This window comes from Ochrobactrum teleogrylli (genome assembly GCF_037482325.1).
Taxonomy (GTDB): domain Bacteria; phylum Pseudomonadota; class Alphaproteobacteria; order Rhizobiales; family Rhizobiaceae; genus Brucella; species Brucella teleogrylli.
Window position 1 is genome coordinate 912,333 of the sequence record NZ_JBBHKQ010000002.1, and the last position, 18,358, is coordinate 930,690.

Consider the following 18,358-nt stretch of genomic DNA (forward strand, 5'->3'; position numbering starts at 1 on the left):
AACCTCATTGAGGGCTGAGCGCATCGCTGCGAAAACGAAAGCGCGGAGAAGATTCGAGATTATCATAAACTGCGCATTCAACACTATCGGCGCCAATCACAAAGTTTGCTGTGGCCAGTGTGTTTTCATTATCGGGGTCATCCGGCTGCATGCGATAGATCGGCAGTGCCGTCCGTTGTGTGTCGCGCAAAATGGTCAAAGGTTCAGCAGATGTCGTTCCGCAAAGGGCGAGTATTTCATCGCCACGTTCCTGTCGCGAGAGCGACGAACCCGTCACGACCTGCTTTTCAGCGATCATAGTATCATGGATCAGATGATTGGCATGGCAAGACTGTTTGGCCACCGGAATGACCGATACATCGCCATGGGTGAATTCGACGCTGAGGATTTCAGGCTCGCCGGGCCGGGCGAGCGTCAGGTGGAAGGCGCCCGAGCGCGGCGAAGCGCGCAAGAGATCGATGGCTTCATCCAGTGATGTGCAGTCGAGTAGAGCGCGGGTCAGCACCATGCGCGGAAGCCCGTTGCCGCTCTGGCGGGAGCGGATATTGTTGACGGTCATCACAAGCCCGGCGTCATTGAGCGCAAATGTGTGGCCCGGAATGGAGGCGGGGTAAACAAATGCGCTGAAAGCGCGGCCCTGATCCGGCTGGACGGTTGCAATCGCGCAGCCCGTCCGAAGTCCGGGGTCACCATCCTCATTATGAGCGATCCCCGGTTTGGAGCCGGGTGTCTGCACGGTCGTGCAACCGTCCGGACTTAAAGCCCATACATCACCACGGCAGTTCCAAGCAAAAACACTCTCGAAAGGAAGGTCCAGGCCATCAGCCAGCCCGGTTAGCTCGTCCAGGTAGTTTGGAAAATGCTTTTCCGTCAGCGCGAGCGCCGTTTGTACACACTCGCTGTCCCTGAACCCGGTAACGACGGCCCAGGCGTGGGTGCGGATCAGATGCCGGTGCGCTGCGGCGGCGCCATGCTGCCCCAGCGCCTTTCCGATTTCGAAAGGCGTTCCAGCGACTGCGATTGCCGAAAGCCGATTGGAGACATTAATGGACATGTTGAAGGAACTCGCGCAGGCGGGGATTTTCGGGATTATCGAGCAATTCGGCAGGGCTTCCATCGACCGTGATCTTGCCGCCCTCCATGAAGATCAGTCTGGTGCCCACTTGCCGGGCGAAAGCAATCTCGTGGGTAACGACAATCATGGTCATGCCCTCTTCGGCGAGCGATTGCATGACCTTAAGCACCTCCTGACGCAGTTCGGGATCGAGCGCCGAGGTGGGTTCGTCGAAGAGCATGAGTTTGGGCTTCACGGCCAAGGCGCGCGCAATGGCGACACGCTGTTGCTGTCCACCGGACAATTCCGACGGATAATGTCCGCCGCGATCTCCCAAGCCTACTTTGACCAGCAAGGCCTGTGCTTGCTCGATTGCTTCGGCTTTCGAAACACCGCGCACGCGGCGCGGACCGAACGCCACGTTCTCGAGTGCAGTCATCTGAGGAAACAGGTTGAACTGCTGAAACACCATACCGGCTTCCTGACGGATCAGGCGCACGCGCGAGCGTCCATCGCGGACGCTGATCTTGTCCACAATCAGGTCACCCGCATCGATTTCTTCCAGTGCATTGATGCAGCGCAAAAGCGTGGATTTGCCTGAACCGGAGGGACCGATCAGAACAACCACCTCACCGGCATTGATGCTGAGATCGACATCCTTGAGAACGGTGATGTGGCCGAAAGTCTTTGTAACGTTCTTGAACTCAACGATGCTCATAGGATGCGCATCCTTTTTTCGGTGAAGCGGAGAGCAAGGGTCAGAACGCCCGTCATGATGAGATACAATATCGCCACTGCGGTCCAGATTTCGACGGCGCGAAAGTTGGAAGCCATGATCTCCTGACCCTGCCGGGTCAATTCCCCAACGCCGATTACGATGAATAGCGAGGTGTCCTTGAGGCTGACGATGAACTGGTTGCCAAGCGGTGGGATCATGCGGCGGAAAGCTATGGGACCAATGACATAGGCCAACACTTTCCACATCGGCAGGCCAAGGGCGAGCCCCGCTTCTTTCAGGCCCTTGCTGACTGAAAGCAATGTGCCGCGAACGATTTCGGCAATATAGGCGCCAGCATTGACGACGATTGCAGTTACCGCCGCAGTCATCGGGTTCACACGAATATCCGCGACCATCGGCAAGGCGAAATAAATGAACATCACCTGCACGACGATGGGAGTACCGCGAATAATCTCGATATAGATAAAGGCGATGGCGTTCAGCAGCCAGTTGCCATAGGCGCGCATGAAGCCGGTAATTGTTCCAAGAATGGTGCCGCCGACAAGGCCGGCAAGAGCAATCAGGATGGTCAGGCGCGCGCCACCCAAAAGGGCGGGCATTGCATCCACGACCACCGACCAGTCAAACTGCATTGGTGTACTCCCATAGGATGCGCGTCGGTAAGCCCGACGCGCGAAGACCGTTTAAATACGGATCAAAGTTTGGGCTCGGTGCCGAACCATTTCTTGTATATAGCGGTGTAGCTTCCGTCCTGCTTCAGCTTGGCGAGCGATGCATTGACCTTGGAGACGAGATCGCTGCCCTTGGGAAACGCAATGCCGTATTGCTGAGCCATCATCTGTTCGCCCACAGCCTTTACCTTACCGTTGCCCGCGGTGTTGATGTAGTAGAGGATGTTCGGCGTATCGTGCATGGCTGCATCCACGCGGCCCGTCTGCAATTCCATATAGGCGTTGTCGACGTTCGGGAACTGACGCAGTTCAGTGTCCTTGAAGTTCGCTTTGGCATAGTCAGCAGCAGAGGTTCCGGTCTTGATCGCCACCGTCTTGCCTTTCAGGTCCTGCGCGCCCGTGATTGCGCTGTCTGCAGGCACCATCAGCAAAAATCCGCTATCATAATATCCGTCGGAGAAATCGATGACCTGCTTGCGCTCATCCTTGATGGTTATACCGGCAAGACCAACATCGACCTGTTTGGTCTGAAGTGCGGGAATAATGCCGTTGAAGTCCATCGGCTGGAGCTTGTAGGTAACGCCGAGATCCTTGGCGATGGCATCCCACAGGTCGATGTCGAACCCGACATATTTGTCGCCCTGCTTGAACTCGAAGGGCACGAAGGCGGTATCGGTCGCAACGATGAGGTCTTCGGCCTTTGCAGTGCCGATGGAGATGGCGGCGATAACAGCGCCCAGCAACAGATGACGAATACGCGTTTTCATGGATGTGTTCCCTTTATCGTTGGTTGCGTTGAAGGTTGATCCCTCTCTGCTGTATGCAAATATAAAATGCTTTTTTATGTTTGTCGCAATGAAAATTTGCGCAAAGTGATCGTGAAAATTGTTCAGAATGCCGATTTATTCGTCATATCAATCGGTTGGAGCCTGTGTGATTTACGGACCAAGGTGAGGTCTAGAGCTTTCGGTGCGGGATCGTGCTTGCGTAAATGTTCAAGGATTGCAGATAACGGTCGGCATTGGTCAGCGCCTCGACGGATTGAGAACGATTGCGATTGGCCAAAAGGCCGCACAGCACTTCCGAAACGGCAAGCGCTGGCGTCAACGTATGAAAGAATGTCTGGCTCTCGGTTGAAACCAGTACGCTTTGATTGGCAATCGCAACGAGCGGCGAAACTTCGCTATCTGTGATCGCGACAATCGGCATGCCCTTTTGTCTGGCGATTTCAGCAAGTTCCAATGTCTGCAATGCATAAGGGTTTATTGAAATGGCAAAAAGAACGTCCTCGGAGCCTGCATGCATCAGTGCATCGCCGCCGGTTCCCGCCGGGCCATCGAGATGCACTGTCTTGTCGCCCAACAATGACATGACATAATGAAAATGCCACGCAACGGAATGGCAGGACCGAAGTCCCAGCACATAGACACGACGGGCTTTCAAGAGATGGTCGGCCACTGCGCTCAAGTGGTTGAGCGACTGGGGTTCACAAAGACGCGCAAGCTGGGCCGACAGGCCCTGAAGCATATTGCGGGCGAGGTCGTTGGTGTCACCACCCGACGTATCGACATTATATTGCAGGGCGCGGGCGGCAAAGCCATCGGCGCTGATTCGAATTGCCTGCGCATGATGCGACCGGATTTCTTCATAGCTGTCCAAGCCGAGAAACTTGGTCAAACGGGTGATCGTGGAAGGCTGGACGCCTGCATTGCGCGCAAGCTCCCGCATGGACACAAGGGCGACATCCTGTGGATGCGCCAGAATGTATCGGGCGGCTTGCTGTAACTGATGTGACATTTCGTCAAAGCGAGCAATGATGCGCGCCCGTAATGAGTCGGTATGCAACATTTGTATCGTCTTTCGTCGGATGAGTTTCAATCGAATTTGGCCGTCTTACGTAAAAAGTCAAATAATTTCGTAAGTTATGGGGTTAAAGCGCTCCGCTGGTCCATGATCACAACGTTTCACGGCTGCATAAATAATACGTTTGTGCCTAAAGTTCACATTATAAAACATATGTTGCAAAGAGAGGAAAAGCCTGCAACAAATGTATCGAAACGTAGGTCGATGAACTTTTCAAGGCAATCGAGAGAAACATGACACGAATTCTCCACCGTTCGATAATTGCCAATTTACCGCGAGCCGTGGGCGGGCAGGGTATCTATATCACGGATAGTGAAGGGCGCAGTTACATCGATGGATCGGGCGGGGCGGCTGTCAGCTGTCTTGGTCATGGCAATGCAGACGTTGCAGCTGCGATGAAGGCGCAGATTGATCGTATCAGCTACGCGCATACATCGTTCTTTACGACCGACGCAGCGGAATCGCTCGCCGAACGCCTCGTCGCCATGACCCCGGACGGATTGGACCATGTCTATCTGGTATCCGGCGGGTCTGAGGCGGTTGAGGCCGCTCTTAAAATGGCGCGCCAGTATTTCGTCGAAATCGGCCAGCCGCAACGTCGCCACATCATCGCGCGCCGTCAGAGCTATCACGGCAACACCATTGGCGCGCTTGCGACGGGCGGTAACGCCTGGCGCCGTGCACAGTTTCAGCCCATCCTCCCGGAGACCCATCACGTATCGCCTTGCTATTCCTATCGAGATCAAGCGGCGCAGGAAGATGGCGCCGATTATGCGACGCGTCTTGCCGCTGAACTCGAAGCCAAGATTAATGAACTGGGCGCCGATGAAGTCATCGCTTTCGTCGCGGAACCGGTTGTGGGCGCTACGCTTGGCGCGGTTGGGCCGGTCGCCGATTATTTCAAGAAAATCCGCGCTGTCTGCGACAAGTATGGTGTTCTCCTGATTCTGGACGAAGTCATGTGTGGCATGGGTCGCACCGGAACACTTTTTGCCTTCGAACAGGAAGGCATTGTCCCTGATCTGGTCACAATCGCGAAGGGGCTCGGTGGTGGTTACCAGCCCATCGGCGCGGTTGTTCTCTCGGAGCGGATCTATCGCGCATTTGCAGACGGTTCCGGTCTGTTCCAGCACGGTCATACCTATATCGGTCATCCGGTTGCAGCGGCTGCCGCCGATAAGGTCGTGGAAATCCTGACTGGCACCGACATTCTCGACAATGTTGTCCGCATGGGGGAACGCCTCCAGTCGGGTCTTGAGGCCGCTCTTGGGCAGAATGCGCATGTCGGTGATATTCGCGGACGTGGGCTTTTCCGCGGCATCGAGATCGTGGCTGACAGGGATTCCAAGACCCCATTTGATCCGGCAAAGAAGTTGCATGCACGGATCAAGCGGGAAGCGATGCAGCGGGGTCTCCTATGCTATCCAATGGGCGGCACTATTGACGGTGTTCGCGGCGATCATGTTCTGCTCGCGCCGCCCTATATCATTCAGCCTGAAGAAGTCGACCTGATTGTCGATCGGGTGTCGTCTGCAATTGAAGCTGCATTCCGGGCCTGACGATGACGCATCGCATCGCCTTTGCCTCCGCTGTGCACAACATCATCGCGCCCGCCACTGGAACTGACCGCGTTCCAGAGCTCTACGCGAAGACGCTCCTGCTGTTGAAAAGAACGAAATTATAGAGACACCGCAATGACCGAGACACCATGCCCACCGCTCAAAGACGCCGACTGGCCCGCAGCTATCGAAGATCTTCGGTCCGGCTTCGCCGGTGCCTTGAACGTTTACCGTACGATGGCGCATCACCCGGATCTCGTTCGGGCCTGGGCACCGTTGCGCCAGCATATTGTGAAAGACAGCGCGCTCGGTCTGGAGCGTTCGGAACTGGTTATTCTACGCTCGGCACACCGCATGGGGTCGGCTTACGAATGGGCGCACCATGTGAGCCGCGCTCGTGCGCTTGGAATGTCGGATGAGCGTATAGCAGCCATGCGTTCCACACCGGAAGGCGAAGATGGCCTGATTGCGGAAGCCGTCGATTGCCTTTTCGACAAAAGACGGTTGCCACTCGATCTCGAAAAACGGTTAGCCGCTCGCATTGGGAGAGCCGCCGTTTTCGACTTGATCGCTACGGTCGGCTTCTATTCTGTTCTTGGTTACATCCTGATGACATATGAAACGCCCATCGATGAATCTGTCACCAGGGAAATGGAGATTTCTCCACTTTAGTCAGATAGTTAAATACGGTGTTATGGATGCCTCGATGATCAGCGAGATGAAGGCTCTGGAGGGTCGAAGCCGGAAAAGCAATTGATCCAGTGAATCAATTGCCCGGCGGAGCAACCGTCGCCTGAAGAAGATGTATGCGGAGATGAGCATGCAGGCGGAACTGCTCAAAGAGGCTCTTGGAAAAAAGTGACGCGGCCATCTCAACGCCGGGAGATGGCCGGGAAAGCAGTGGCGTTGCGAGGGGTGAGCGTTGCGCTTGCCTGCCGCACCTTCGAGGTCAGCGAGACATGTTATCGTTACAGCGCCAGGCTGAACGACGAGAACGCGCAGATTGCCGATCTCCTGATCGGACTGACGCAGGCTAAGAAGACCTGGGGCTTCGGTCTGTGTTTCCTTCATCTGCGCAATGTCCGGGGGCATCACTGGAACCATAAACGCGTGAGCTTGAATTGAACTTCAGGACCAAGCCGCGCAAGCGGTTGAAGCGGGACAAGCCCGATGCTCTGACCGTGCCAGATGCGCCGAACATGGTCTGGTCCATGGATTTCATGGCCGACCGGCTGGAGGATGGGAGGCAATTCCGGCTGCTGAACGTCCTGGACGACTTCAACCGCGAAGGAGAGGTGGCTCGGAAAATTTGAACAGCTAGGATAAGTGGAATTTCCGCCTGACTTCAGCTTAAATGCTGGGAACAGGAGATACCATGACGAGACGACCGCGCCGGAATCATAGTCCGGCTTTCAAGGCCAAGGTGGCGCTTGCCGCGATCAGAGGCGAGCAGACGCTGGTGGAATTATCCCAGCAGTTCGACGTGCATACCAATCAGATCAAGCAGTGGAAAGAACAGCTTCTTGAGGGAGCGACAGGCGTTTTCGGCGATGAAACCAAGGCCGAACTTGCGGGGCCTACCGTCGGCGTCAAAACGCTTCACGCCAAGATCGGCGAGCTAACACTGGAGAATGATGCTTCGCTTGGGGCTTACGCGGCCCCACTGGGGCCACGGTCCCCGCTACGATAACCGGAGCGCTCGGCAAGGCGGGATTGCTGGGCGGAAAGAAATGATTGACCGCAATCACGAGCTATCCGTCGTGCGCCAGGCGAAGCTTCTCGGCTTCAGTCGTGGCAGTGTCTATTATTCTCCGCGCCCAGTGCCGAACGTCGATCTGGCTTTGACGCGCCGGATCGACGAATTGCATCTCGATTACCCGTTTGCCGGAAGTCGGATGGTGCAAGGGCTTTTGAGGGGAGAAGGGCTGGAGGTTGGGCGATTGCACGTCGCCGCGCTCATGAAGAAGATGGGTATCGAGGCGATCTACCATGGCCCGAACACGTCGAAACCAGCGCCAGGGCACAAGGTCTATCCCTACCTCCTGCGCAAGCTGGCGGTTACCAGACCCAATCAGGTCTGTTGGTGTGGACGGCTCCCAACGGCATCGCGATGTGCCAGAATGAGTTCGTTGAAAGCTCAATCAAGGGAGACCGTCCTTGGAACAGATTATTCGAATGTATAGATACGCCAAAGAGTGTTTTCCAGTTGCATGGCGTGAACGCAGCCGAGCAGCCAATCCTTCGTAAGAAGCTTTCGCGTAGAGAGATGGTGAGATTCTTCGAGAAAGCGTCGCCGACTACTATTGCACTCGAAGCTTGTGGTGGATCTCATCATTGGGCAAGGCAGTTAAGCTCATTCGGCCATGAGGTGAAGCTGATCGCGCCTCAATTGGCGAAGCCCTATGTTAAGCGTGGCAAGAACGACGCTGCGGATGCGGAAGCTTTATGCGAGGCGATGAGCCGGCCTACCATGCGTTTCGTGCCGGTGAAAACTGCCGACCAGCAAGCGGCATTGATGCTTATCGGCATGCGAGAGAGGCTCATTCGCAATCGGACGCAGCTCGCTAATTCCATTCGAGGTTTTGCTATGGAGTTCAGGATCGTCGCTGCCACCGGCATGTGCCGCATTGAGCCTTTGTTAGAGCGAATAGCGGTTGATCCATCGTTACCTGAACTGGCCCGCGCGCTTTTTGCCATGCATGGCGATGAATATCAAGATTTGCTTGCGGAAACGAAAGCTGTCGAGGAAAGGCTTACCACATTACATCGCTCGGATGAATGCAGCATGCGGCTAGCCGAAATACCAGGTGTCGGACCGATTGGCGCATCGCTGTTGATGATGAAGACTCCCGATCCCAAGATGTTTAAGTCAGGTCGCGATTTCGCCGCTTGGATAGGTCTTACACCTAGTGGATTGAATTTGACGTTTGAATCCCGGCTGACACATACGCTGTTTCAAACGTCAAATTCGAAAAATCCACTAGATACATATAGTTGCTAGTGGTCTTTTTGATTCCAACATTTGCTCAGCGCGTGAACCGAGGGAGGCAAATGTTGGAATCAGACCACTAGAGACCATTCGACCGCAGGCAAACTCAGACTCGGGGTAATCACCCGAGCGGGCGACGAAATGCTGAGGAGCATATTAGTGGTCGGTGCAACTGCCATTCTTCAATATGTCAGAGCCGGCAGAAGTAGACATACGTCCCGATGGTTGATCGAACTTCTGCAGCGGAAGAAACCAAAGTTGGTGGCTGTGGCGCTCGCCAATAAGATCGCCCGCATCGCTTGGAAGCTCATGGTGAGCGGAGAAAGGTACCGGCGAGCAGAAGGGCAGACGCAGGCAACATAGGAGATTGGCCATCTCGGTGAGCAAGATATGATTGCTGTCGTGTTGAGCTGATGCTGTGAACTTGCAAGAGAAAACAGATGGTGTGATCGATCGATCCAAGACGTGTGACACTCCGCATTGCCCAATGGCCGTCAATGGCCGCAGGTCTGTTAGGAACACGCGTTGCGGAGACCATCTTGGCCAGTGGTCATGTGCGACCACACAAAAAGGCCGCACATATGGAAGCAAGCGATCTGATCAAAATATCTTATAAAACACTTGCAAGTCGGAGCCGTCCACATATGGGCGATGGACCTGACCTACATCCCGATGGCGCGTGGTTTTGTCTATTTCTGCGCCGTCGTGGACTGGTTCAGCCGTCGTGTTCTGTCGTGGCGACTGTCGATCACGATGGAAGCCGACTTCTGCATCGAGGCGGTTGAAGAGGCGCTTGCCCGCTACGGTAAGCCAGACATCTTCAACACCGATCAAGGATCGCAGTTCACATCCATCGACTTCACGGCGGTGTTGAAGAAAGCTGAAATTGCCATCTCGATGGACGGCAGAGGCGCTTGGCGCGACAATGTCTTCGTTGAGCGGCTATGGCGGTCGATCAAATACGAGGAGGTTTATCTGCATGCTTACGAGACGGTGCCCGAGGCGCGCGCTGGCATCAGCCGAGGTGGCGGCATAATCGAGGCGGAAATCCACTTAGCGAAACGCCCGAAACTGTTCAAACAAACCGAGCCACCTCTAACGTAAGCGGAAGTCTGCCTGACCACTTATAAAAATATATGAAAGTTACAATCAAGAATAGCGAATGCGAGAACGATTTTTAGTCCGTCCCTGTTGGGAAGGCGGTCTCTCCGGCGCTTGGGGATATTGAAATGAAGACGCAGACCCTCGGATATCAGTGCCGTGTCGCCCGGCTGACGCGGATAGACGCGCCCTTCGGACCGATCATTACATCGGGTCCATTCATATGAACGCGATCTGCAACAGCCAGCGCTGTTGTTATCCCAGACACGATTTGACGCAATGAGCCTTCCGAGCTTTTACCAAGCCGAAGAACATCATGAGCATTGCCCAACGCAAACAGCCGCTTAGTAAAAGTGTTGATGACCTCTTCGTCGGCATAATTGTTGAATGTCTGGCTCGCAATTGCAGATACCACACTGAATGTATTCTTGATGCGGTGAGCGAGTTCGGCATTTAGAATCTTGGCGTGTTTTTCGGATTCCACCTTTTCGGTAGTTTCGATGACTGTATCGATCATCCCGCCAACACGTCCTTGCTCGTCAAAGATAGGGCTGTAGCAGAAAGTAAAGTAGCACTGTTCATCATATCCGTGTCGATCGATGACCAGAGGGAAGTCTTCGATAAACGTCGCTTCGCCAGCATAAGCTTTCTGGACCATCGGCAGCAGTTCATCCCAGACTTCAGACCAAGTATCGCGAAAGGATGCTCCCATGCAGTTCTCTTTCTCACCGAGAATAGGCCTGAAAGCGTATAAATCGTCGTATATTCCAGACCCCAAATGATTGCTTTGGGAAATTGTGAAGCTAGCATCATCTGCACCGCAGTGACCAGAGGCGCTGGCCAATTCCCAGGCACTCCGATCGGGTTCCGACTCCAATCCAGCGACCGGATTTCATCGGCCGACTGACCTCGTGCATGCAGAAAAAGCACTGCACTATCCATATTTTATTCCAATTTTTATGAGAAAGTTGCGTCGGCGGCACTCAACGCTTCTATTCGATTCAGCTAATAAAAGTGAGAGTTAATCGACGTTTCAACACTCCGGCTGGCTCGTTATCCGCCAGGACGATGCAGACCGAACGGGCGGGGGCGTGATCACAACAATATCGTCTACAATCCGTGGTCTTTTGACTTCGCGTGCTGCCGTATTGTTTGCCGACGCCGCGCGCAGCCTGCGCATCTGGTGAGGCTTGTCGACAGTAGATGTGGCGCCTTCTTGCGCAACTCTTCCAGAGTTCTTCGCCGCGTGGTGGGGGTAAATGGATCGGAGTATATCATTAAACACCCGGTTTTATCCGGCGCGTTTCTTATCTCAGATAGTGGATATGCGGGCGCCCGCTGAACGGAGAAGTTTCCACGCGCGCTTCAATCGAGAAGACTTGCTTGAGAATAGTCTCGTTGATGACCTCTTCCGGTGTTCCCGAAACCACGATCTTTCCAGACAGCATAATGATCAATTCATCGCAAAACATGGCAGCATGATTAAGGTCGTGCAGTGCAATGACGCTCGTGATTGGTAGCCCTGAAACCAGCTTTAACAAGCTCATCTGGTGCTGAATATCCAGATGATTGGTTGGTTCATCAAGGATGAGTTCTTTCGGCGTCTGGGCCAAAGCCCTTGCAATATGCGCACGCTGTTTTTCGCCACCTGACAGACTTTGCCACGTGTCGTTTTTCTTGGCCGTCATACCGGTGCGTTCAATTGCATCTTGAACGGCTCCTTCATCCGCGCCTGTCCAGCCCGAGAACATCGATCTGTGTGGAAAACGCCCAAGTCTCACGACGTCCAGGACTTTCAAACCCGCGTTTGTCGTGGCGTGTTGTTCAACAAAAGCCACACGCTGCGCGACGCTACGCCGGGCAACCGTATTGATATCTTTTTCGCCAAGCAGGACATGCCCGGAATGGGGGCGTTTTAAGCCCGCGATCAGACGCAGCAGGGATGTTTTTCCAGAACCGTTTGGTCCTAAAAGCCCCAGCATCTTTCCAGGCTTTGCCTCGAAAGACACGTCGTCGATTATCGTTTTCTTGCCAATTTTCCAGACAAGATTTTCGGCTCTGATCGTCATGATGGGCGCTGAAAACGGTATAGAATGATCGAGAAGAAAGGCACGCCGACAAGTGCTGTCACCACACCGATGGGGAGGACCTGTTGCGGTATCAACGCGCGTGAGGCGATATCGGCCAACACCATGAAGATTGCACCGACGATGGCGCAGGCGGGCAACAACCTTATGTGTAGCGGACCGACGATGAAGCGTGCGGCATGAGGGACAACGAGCCCGACGAAGCCTATCGAACCGACCATGCTGACGATAGTGGCTGTCATCATTGCTGTGAGCGCAAAGAGAACAATGCGCGCACGGGCCACATTCACGCCGAGCGATGAGGCGGCTTCATCGCCGAAAGCGAAAGCATCCAGAACATGGGCATAGAGAAGGCCGGCGATAAGACCGAAGGTGATGACCACCGACACCAGCGTGAATTCTGGCCAGCGAACGCCACCGAAGCTGCCAAGGAGCCAGAACATCACGTCACGAGCCTGCTGCGCGTTGCCGGATGTGGTGACGATATACGAGGTCGCAGCGTTGAAAAGCTGTGAAGCCGCAACGCCTGCCAGAATGGTGCGATCCGCACCGCCCCTTGTTCCATTGGAGAGGAGCGCAACAAAGAAGAAGGCCGCAAACGCGCCAACGAATGCGCCTGCTGATAATGAAACTGCGCCAGCACCGATGCCGAGTATGACAACGGTTACAGCGCCGGTCGATGCTCCAGCCGAAATACCCAGAACATAGGGTTCAGCCAGCGGATTACGCAAAAGCGATTGCATGATCGCGCCTGAAAGCGCGAGACCCGCACCACAAAATGCCGCCACCAACGCGCGGCTGAGGCGGTAATCCCAGATGACCGTTTCATGAATGCGATTGAGCTCGACGGAACTCCATCCAAGACGATTGGTTATCGCTGCAAACGTTGTCGATAAAGGGATCGGCAGATCTCCGATCCCGACACTGATACCCACCACCAATCCGATTGCAACAAGCGACGCCAACAGCATCATGCTGAAGGCGCCCCAATGCCTTAAAGATGGTCCAGCAGCACTCACTTGAGAATACCAAGCGCTTTCAGCTGTTCCGCGACCTGTTCTGCGCCATAAATCGTGCGGATGGTCGGGTTCATCGCCTGACCATCCATGACGGCAATGGCCTTGTTCTTGACGGCTGGCATCTGGCTGACCGCAGGGTCTGTGTTGAGAAACTGGATCTTGGCTTCTGGCTTGTCGAGTTCCCAACGATTACGGTCGAGATTTGCAACAACAATGACGTCAGGGTTGGCGGCGATAATGCTTTCCCAACCAAGCGTCGGCCATTCGGCTTCTGCCTTGATGGCATTCTCGCCGCCCAGAACGTCAGCGATAAAGCTCGAGGCACCGTTTCCTCCACCCAGATAGGCGTCCGCCGATGGCGACGGGCTGGAGAACCAGAAGACATAAGAAAGTTTCTTACCGCTCGCGGGAACGCTTGCGCGCAAGGCCGCCTCGCGTGCCTTGAAATCAGCGATCAGCGCCTGACCGCGATCTGAAACATCGAAAATCTGCGAAAGCTCGTCGATCTCCTTATAAAGAAGATCCATGTTCCACAGCTTGTCGCGGCTACCATATTCATCCCTGACCTTCTCTGTGCTCAGGCACGTGCTGGGCGAAAGATAGGTGGGGACGCCTACCTTGTCGAAATCCTCGCGCTTTGCAACCTTGCTGTTCAGGCCAATGAGGCTTGGAAGAGCTGCCGCTACGAAATCCGGATTTTCTGCAAGGATCGATTCAAATGTCGGGAACTCAACGGTGAGAAGCTTCACTTTAGAATTGGCGGCTTCAAGCCGCGGCAAAACCTTGCTTAGCCAGAACGCCGTTCCCGCCATTTTGTCCTCAAGGCCCAGAAGCAATAATATTTCGGCGCTGTTCTGTCCAAGGCCGATCGCGCGCTCCGGCGCCTTCTGAAACGTAACTTTCGTACCGCAGTTTTCGAGCGTCAGCGGATATTGTGTGGCGGCATCTGCTGCATTGTTCTGAAGCGCGAACACAGCAACAAGGCCGGTAGCGGCCAGAAGAGTTTTCATTGCAGTCACTGATAAAATCCTGGATTGCGGGGCGCTGTTTTCCGTCGGCCTTGTGGAACTGGCTTTCCTATAAGCCAAATGTTGTTCTTAAAACAAGAGTGGATTTGTCTTATTTAGTCGCGCTAGATCGACGCCATGCTTCAATGGGGGCCAACTCACTATGCATGTTCAGAATTTCAACTTGAAACCCTTTCGTAAGTAGCAATCCCGTTTAAGCTTCGTCGCCTGTTCCGTCGCGGCTTCTTCGGGCAGGTTTACACTTTAGAAGCACCGTTCTGACAAGCAGGGTAGGTTACATCTGCCACTCGTCGGCGCAGTATTGCTTCCACGCGAGATCAAGAAAGTTTTGGATGTCGATCCACGAGTGCCTGTCTACGCAGGCGCAAATCCTCGATCTGTTGTTCGAGCGTGAGAATGTCCTCATCGATTGCCTGAACGCGCTGCTCTATATTGGAATAGGCTTCCTGCAATAACTGTTTGGCTTCGGTCTTGTTCGATGCGCTCGGTGTATCTCCTCTCAGTGGACGGTTAGCCGTTTCGGGTAGAAAGAACGCCGTGATCAGCCCGATAACTGCAGCGCACATAAGATAATAGGCGGGCAAATAGAGGTTCTCTGTGGCCTCGACGAGCCAAGCTGCAACGGTCGGCGTCAGTCCCGCGATGATAATCGAAATATTGAATGCCGCCGCGAGAGCACTGTATCGAATACGCGCGGGGAAAAGCGCCGGAAGTGTTGACGCCATAATGCCAGTGAGACAATTAAGCAGGACTGCCAGTATCAGCAGCCCGACAAATATCGTTGCGATGTTGCCACTGGCGATCAGGTGAAAGGCAACTACAGACAACAACAGCAGGCCAACGCTTCCGATAATCAGAAACGGTCTGCGGCCAAACCGATCACTGAGAAATCCCACAACTGGCTGAACAAACAGCATGCCGATCATCACCACGATGATGATGAGCACACCGCGGTCCTCGGAATAGCCAAGGCTTTGCGACAGGTAGGTTGGCATGTAGGTCAGCAGCATGTAATAGGTGATGTTCGTCACCAGCACCATTCCGGTGCACACACTCAACGCACGCCAATATTTGCTGACAATTTCATTGAATGACACCATCGGGCGGTCTTCGATTGCATCCCGATCTTCTTTTTCCAGTGCTTCAAGTTGCTGCATAAACGCTGGCGTTTCTTCAGCCGCATGACGCAGATACAGTCCGATCAGCCCGAGAGGCGCAGCAAAATAGAATGGAACCCGCCATCCCCACTCCAGAAAGGCTTTTTCGCCGAGCATTGTGCTGAGAAAAACAACGAAACCGGCTCCCAGAACAAAGCCGGCAATCGAGCCAAAATCGAGCCAGCTGCCCAGAAAGCCGCGACGTTTATCGGGTGCATATTCTGCTACGAAAATAGCAGCCCCCGTATATTCACCACCGACGGAAAAGCCCTGCGCCAGCTTACAGATCAACAGAAGGATTGGGGCCCAGATGCCAATGGTGGCGTAAGAGGGGATGAGGCCGATGCAAAAAGTGCTGGCGGCCATGATTATAATGGTAAGGGAAAGGACTTTCTGGCGGCCAAAACGGTCACCCATGACGCCAAAAAACAACCCACCAAGGGGACGCACCAGAAATGGTACGGAAAAAGTAGCAAGGGCTGCAATGGTCTGCGTACCGGGCGAGGCATTTGGAAAGAACACTTGGCCCAAAGCATAGGCGACGAAGCCATATACGCCAAAATCAAACCACTCCATCGCATTGCCCAAGGCTGCAGCGGTGATCGCCTTTTTGAGCTTTACGTTATCTATGACCTTGATATCATGAATTTGTAATGGCTCAATCTGGGATGAATTGCTCGACAGATTGTTTTGGGTCATTCTTTCTGCCTTTGGCTTTTAACTCCCGCTAAATTACATTTATAGTAGTCAACCGGCAACTTTCAACGTTGATGCGGGAACGACTGGCAACGTGCTTCGAACACGATAGGTGGGAAAACATCGAAACGAATAGAAAGCTTTCGTACACACTGGGACTGTCAGACCCTTGTTTCTCACCATGTAAGATCAGTGAGCGGGCCTACTCCCAAAAAGTCAGGCGCCGTTATTCCAAATGCCAGTCGCGGTTCGTTAAACTCCTTAATAGCTACGCCTTGTTGGCACCCGACAGAGCACTCCAGCACATATCGATGATCAACTGCCTTTCCTCGGGCTCGAGGGGAAGCGGGTTGGGACGTCTTCGTTTCAGGGTATGACGGGTCGCACCGCGAGCAAAACTTGCAAGGAACTTTGGCGATCCTGAACGAACTGAACCCGCTTCCTGCGCGGCGAGAATGATCGCATCGGTATATGCGAGGAAATCCCGGAACAAATCAGCGGTTTGTTCCAGCGTCCGGACCGGGTTGTTGTTCAAATAATCGAACAAAGCCGCCCGCTCAGCATCTTCCCAAAATAAAATCGACATAGCGCTCCAGATATTGGCGCATGCGCTTTTCATGTGGAAGGTCCGCCGCCATTTCCGGCGCCAGCTTTGATCGCCACACCGGCAAGAGAATTGAAACGCAGTGCGTCGCCACCCACGCGCTTGCTGAATGAAGATTCCGTCGAGCAGGCACTTTTTTAGGTGAAAGGGCCTTTCCGTTCTCTTGCTCAGCCCTGCATACGGTATTGGTGATCTAAGCACCAGCCGACGCCCATCAGCGATTTCGGCTGTCCGCCAAGCGATCTTCGTAGCAAAGATTGCTTTTACAACTCCGTGGTGTCGACGATGTCTCGCCCGGTCGCGGCAACCATTTCCATCCGCTGTGCGAATTCCCGTCGGAGCGTCCGTCGGAGTTCGGCTGCTTCATGGCGCCTGCGATCCAAAGCGTCGACTGGGATCAAGGCAGGCACTGCAACAGGTCGCCCGGTATCATCGACCGCTACCATTGTAGAATAACAGGAATTGGTGTGGCGGCGCTTGCCCGAGCGGATATGCTCCGCTTCCACGCGAATGCCGATCTCCATGGACGTCCGGCCCGTATGGTTCACCGAAGCCCGAAACGTCACGAGTTCACCAACATTGATCGGCTCTTTGAACGTGACCTGATCGACAGAAAGCGTAACTGCATATTGTTTCGAATAGCGCGACGCACAGGAAAAAGCGACACGGTCCAGCAGGTTCAACAAGGCGCCGCCATGAACCTTGCCACTGAAATTTGCCATGTCGGGCGTCATCAAAACCGTCATTTCCAGGCGGTGAGGATCGGGTTCGGTCGGCAGCATGGAGGTCCTTTCCGGGTCGTGTCAGCTCCGAACTGTTATATCGGCACCCGCATTACTAGCGCAATCGACGGCTTTTTGCCGCCAACCCAGTGTCAGCATGTTTCGTGTGCATGCCATTCGATAATTTTCGGCGTGGCATTGGATTCGCCGCACGTCTCCGCGAACGGCTCGTCTACATCGATTCGCGTACGCGCTCCCATGCATTGGTCAAATGGCGGCCCAATACTTCGGACAACCGGGTCGCGTTACGGGCTTCCAGAGCCTCGATCATTTCTTCGTGCTCCGATACAGCCGCCGCCCATTTCTCGGCGCCTTCATGGCCGACGAAACGGATCCGTTTCAATCGTGTCTGCAGCATTTGGTGAACGTCTGCCAGCGTAGGGTTCTTGGCAAGACGAACAATAGCGATATGAATCTGCTGGTTCAGTTTGTAATATTGCAGCCGGTCAGCGGTTCGGTAGCGCTTGATCATTTCATCGTGCAGCGAACGAACCTCAGCAACTTCCTTGTCGGTTGCGAGCTCGCAGGCGAGTTTGCCTGCTAGCTCTTCCAGGGTACGTAGGACGGTGAGCATGTCCTTGACATCAGCTGCGCTGAACCGTTTCACAACTGCGCCGCGGCTTGGAACAAGCTCGACCAGTCCTTCGCTGGCCAGATATTTGATAGCCTCACGCAGCGGTGTGCGGGACACGCCGAGCTGCTCTCCAAGCTGCCCTTCATGCAGGCGCGTGCCGGGCTCCAGCTGTCCTTCAATGATCATGTCGCGCAGATGGTTGACAAGCATATCGTGCAAAGCCGTGCGGCGGAACGATTGTGTGCCGTGTTCGGCTTGCTCGGTTTTCTGATTTTCGTCCATCGGCCTTTTTCTCAAAGGGTGAGCCCGAATCCTTACCTCACCGTTCGAGGTGAAGATGGCTGGCCTGCTCTCAACCGTCAATATAAAATGCTGCATACAGAATACAAAATACTTGCGTCGCGCTGAGACCTGCCATATGCATATTGCATACAG

At 54.3% G+C, this 18,358-nt stretch carries 15 protein-coding genes and 4 pseudogenes; 6 read left to right on the plus strand and 13 right to left on the minus strand.

The features are described 5' to 3' along the window. Positions 1-4: 4 nt before the first annotated feature. From WIX40_RS21770 to WIX40_RS21790, 5 genes are all read right to left on the minus strand, one after another. The gene (locus WIX40_RS21770) at positions 5-1,054 is read right to left on the minus strand and encodes a C45 family autoproteolytic acyltransferase/hydrolase (RefSeq protein WP_339442133.1); all 1,050 of its coding nucleotides are present in this window, start codon (positions 1,052-1,054) and stop codon (positions 5-7) included. Next, positions 1,044-1,772 carry a glutamine ABC transporter ATP-binding protein GlnQ gene (gene glnQ / locus WIX40_RS21775; protein WP_140026037.1) on the minus strand — a complete coding sequence of 243 codons (729 nt, stop codon included), beginning with the start codon at positions 1,770-1,772 and terminating at the stop codon, positions 1,044-1,046. The genes WIX40_RS21770 and glnQ overlap by 11 nt, the downstream gene beginning before the upstream one ends. Further along, positions 1,769-2,425, minus strand: coding sequence for a glutamine ABC transporter permease GlnP (gene glnP, locus WIX40_RS21780; protein WP_140026038.1), 657 nt, complete (start codon positions 2,423-2,425; stop codon positions 1,769-1,771). The genes glnQ and glnP overlap by 4 nt, the downstream gene beginning before the upstream one ends. Positions 2,426-2,487: 62 nt before the next feature. After that, positions 2,488-3,231, minus strand: a complete 744-nt coding sequence (glnH, locus tag WIX40_RS21785) for a glutamine ABC transporter substrate-binding protein GlnH (protein ID WP_339442137.1) — start codon at positions 3,229-3,231, stop codon at positions 2,488-2,490. 190 nt (positions 3,232-3,421) lie between these two features. After that, positions 3,422-4,312, minus strand: coding sequence for a MurR/RpiR family transcriptional regulator (locus WIX40_RS21790; protein ID WP_339442139.1), 891 nt, complete (start codon positions 4,310-4,312; stop codon positions 3,422-3,424). A 248-nt stretch (positions 4,313-4,560) separates the two neighbouring features. Here WIX40_RS21790 and WIX40_RS21795 point away from each other — a divergent pair, with 248 nt between their 5' ends. The 6 genes and pseudogenes from WIX40_RS21795 to WIX40_RS21825 all read left to right on the plus strand — a co-directional run. Beyond that, complete coding sequence (locus WIX40_RS21795; protein WP_339442141.1) at positions 4,561-5,886, plus strand: aspartate aminotransferase family protein; 1,326 nt, start codon at positions 4,561-4,563, stop codon at positions 5,884-5,886. 135 nt (positions 5,887-6,021) lie between these two features. Then, positions 6,022-6,558, plus strand: coding sequence for a carboxymuconolactone decarboxylase family protein (locus WIX40_RS21800; protein ID WP_339442143.1), 537 nt, complete (start codon positions 6,022-6,024; stop codon positions 6,556-6,558). Beyond that, positions 6,518-7,178, plus strand: a pseudogene (locus WIX40_RS21805) (transposase family protein); the annotation flags it as partial. The gene WIX40_RS21800 and the pseudogene WIX40_RS21805, both read left to right, overlap by 41 nt. An 83-nt stretch (positions 7,179-7,261) precedes the next feature. Then, positions 7,262-7,964 (plus strand): annotated as a pseudogene (locus WIX40_RS21810) (IS3 family transposase); the annotation flags it as partial. A gap of 79 nt (positions 7,965-8,043) precedes the next feature. After that, a pseudogene (locus WIX40_RS23705) lies at positions 8,044-9,238 on the plus strand (IS110 family RNA-guided transposase). Positions 9,239-9,517: 279 nt separating this feature from the next. After that, positions 9,518-9,898, plus strand: a pseudogene (locus tag WIX40_RS21825) (transposase); the annotation flags it as partial. Positions 9,899-10,127: 229 nt separating this feature from the next. Here the strand turns inward: WIX40_RS21825 and WIX40_RS21830 are convergent. From WIX40_RS21830 to WIX40_RS21865, 8 genes are all read right to left on the minus strand, one after another. Continuing rightward, positions 10,128-10,820, minus strand: a complete 693-nt coding sequence (locus WIX40_RS21830) for an HWE histidine kinase domain-containing protein (RefSeq protein WP_339442144.1) — start codon at positions 10,818-10,820, stop codon at positions 10,128-10,130. 463 nt (positions 10,821-11,283) lie between these two features. Then, positions 11,284-12,045 (minus strand): ABC transporter ATP-binding protein, encoded by a 762-nt coding sequence (locus tag WIX40_RS21835; RefSeq protein ID WP_339442145.1) that lies wholly within the window; start codon positions 12,043-12,045, stop codon positions 11,284-11,286. Further along, a complete protein-coding gene (locus WIX40_RS21840) occupies positions 12,042-13,037 on the minus strand; it encodes a FecCD family ABC transporter permease (RefSeq protein ID WP_339442146.1) in 996 nt (331 codons plus the stop codon). Before WIX40_RS21840 ends, WIX40_RS21835 begins: the two co-directional genes overlap by 4 nt. 41 nt (positions 13,038-13,078) lie before the next feature. Continuing rightward, complete coding sequence (locus WIX40_RS21845) at positions 13,079-14,101, minus strand: ABC transporter substrate-binding protein (RefSeq protein ID WP_339442148.1); 1,023 nt, start codon at positions 14,099-14,101, stop codon at positions 13,079-13,081. 326 nt (positions 14,102-14,427) lie between these two features. Continuing rightward, positions 14,428-15,966 (minus strand): glycine betaine/L-proline transporter ProP, encoded by a 1,539-nt coding sequence (gene proP / locus WIX40_RS21850; RefSeq protein ID WP_339442150.1) that lies wholly within the window; start codon positions 15,964-15,966, stop codon positions 14,428-14,430. A 265-nt stretch (positions 15,967-16,231) separates the two neighbouring features. After that, positions 16,232-16,582, minus strand: coding sequence for a TetR family transcriptional regulator C-terminal domain-containing protein (locus tag WIX40_RS21855; RefSeq protein WP_339442151.1), 351 nt, complete (start codon positions 16,580-16,582; stop codon positions 16,232-16,234). Positions 16,583-16,830: 248 nt separating this feature from the next. After that, positions 16,831-17,349, minus strand: coding sequence for an acyl-CoA thioesterase (locus tag WIX40_RS21860; RefSeq protein ID WP_339442152.1), 519 nt, complete (start codon positions 17,347-17,349; stop codon positions 16,831-16,833). Between the two features lie 172 nt (positions 17,350-17,521). After that, positions 17,522-18,205 carry a GntR family transcriptional regulator gene (locus WIX40_RS21865; RefSeq protein ID WP_140025876.1) on the minus strand — a complete coding sequence of 228 codons (684 nt, stop codon included), beginning with the start codon at positions 18,203-18,205 and terminating at the stop codon, positions 17,522-17,524. Positions 18,206-18,358: the final 153 nt, after the last annotated feature.